Source organism: Candidatus Aegiribacteria sp. (assembly GCA_021108005.1).
Classification (GTDB): Bacteria; Fermentibacterota; Fermentibacteria; order Fermentibacterales; family JCC-6; genus Aegiribacteria.
Window position 1 is genome coordinate 1 of record JAIORS010000093.1, and the last position, 1,345, is coordinate 1,345.

Below are 1,345 nucleotides of genomic sequence, written 5' to 3' on the forward strand. Positions count from 1 at the left end.
GTTTCCTGGAAGAGCGGTTCATGTGTACTTGGTGAGCATGAGGAAACGACCACTCGGTTGAGTTTGTATTCGTCTATCAGTTCCTTCATGGTCTCCTGTGTATCCTGTGAACAGGTGAAAAGATTTTCCCCGGCATATACAACATCCGGCAATGTTTTTGCGTATGCTGTAACGGCGGGAACATCAACGATACTTCCGATGTTGGTTCCGCAATGGCAGACGAACACACCTATCCTGGGTTTCTTTCCGCTTACATCCTTTTCCTCGGGATACTGCTTTTCTACTATTTCAGACCCGCGCACATCGGAAAGAATCTCCGCGGCGCCGGCCACTGATCCGGAAGCCTGAATTACGGTTTCAGGGATATCCTTGGGAGAGACCGCCGGTCCTGAGACGAAAATGCCAGGTTTAGTGGTATTGATGGGTGACTCATCCGAATTTGCGATGAACTGATATTTGTTCAGGCGAAGTCCGAGCCTGTCCGCGATATCATCGTTGTTCTTTCCCGGCGCGAGGCCGACTGAGAGAACCACAAGATCGAATCTCTCCAGAGTAACCTTTCCGTCTTCTGTTACGAACCGTATCTCCAGATCCCCTGTATTGCCTATCTCCCTTATCTTACTTACCCGTGACCTGACGAATCTTATACCGATCTCTTTAGCCCTCTCGTAATACTTGTCGAAATCCTTGCCGTAAGCGCGCATGTCCATGAAGAATATCGTCGGCTCAACTGTGTCGACATGCTCCTTTGCTATCATCGCCTCTTTTATGGCGTACATGCAGCATACGGAAGAACAGTACGGCATATGGGAATCTTCCGTTCTGGAGCCGACGCACTGAAGCCATGCTATCTTTGTGGGAACACTGCCGTCAGATGGGCGCTGAAGATGCCCCTCGAATGGGCCGGATGCCGCTAAAATCCTTTCGAACTGTATACTGGTCAGTACATTGTCATATCTTCCATAGCCGAATTCATGCAGTGGAGAAGGATCGAATATTTCCGAACCGGAAGTGAGAATCACAGCTCCGACATTTACGTCCTGCAATTCTTCCACCTGATCAAAATCTATGGCATCGGCGGCGCAGACCTCCTCGCAGATTCCGCATTCGCCTGTATTGAGGTGAACGCACTGCGCGGGATCGATACATGCATGGTTCGGAACTGCCTGGGCGTAGGCTATATACACCGCGGAACGGTCGACCAGACCCGCGTCGAATTCGGATTTGATAGGTATCGGCCTGTTCCCGGTGATCTCGCTGAACTTGATGCCGTTCTCGACAGGACAGACATTGTAGCAGGCTCCGCATGTCTGGCATTCATCCGATGTTTCATCGAAGGCGGGAG

At 50.8% G+C, this 1,345-nt stretch carries 1 protein-coding gene; it reads right to left on the reverse strand.

Translation table 11 applies throughout. From position 1 onward, the window contains the following. Positions 1-1,345: FAD-dependent oxidoreductase (locus K8S15_05365; GenBank protein MCD4775466.1), on the reverse strand; the 1,345-nt coding region annotated here is incomplete at both ends.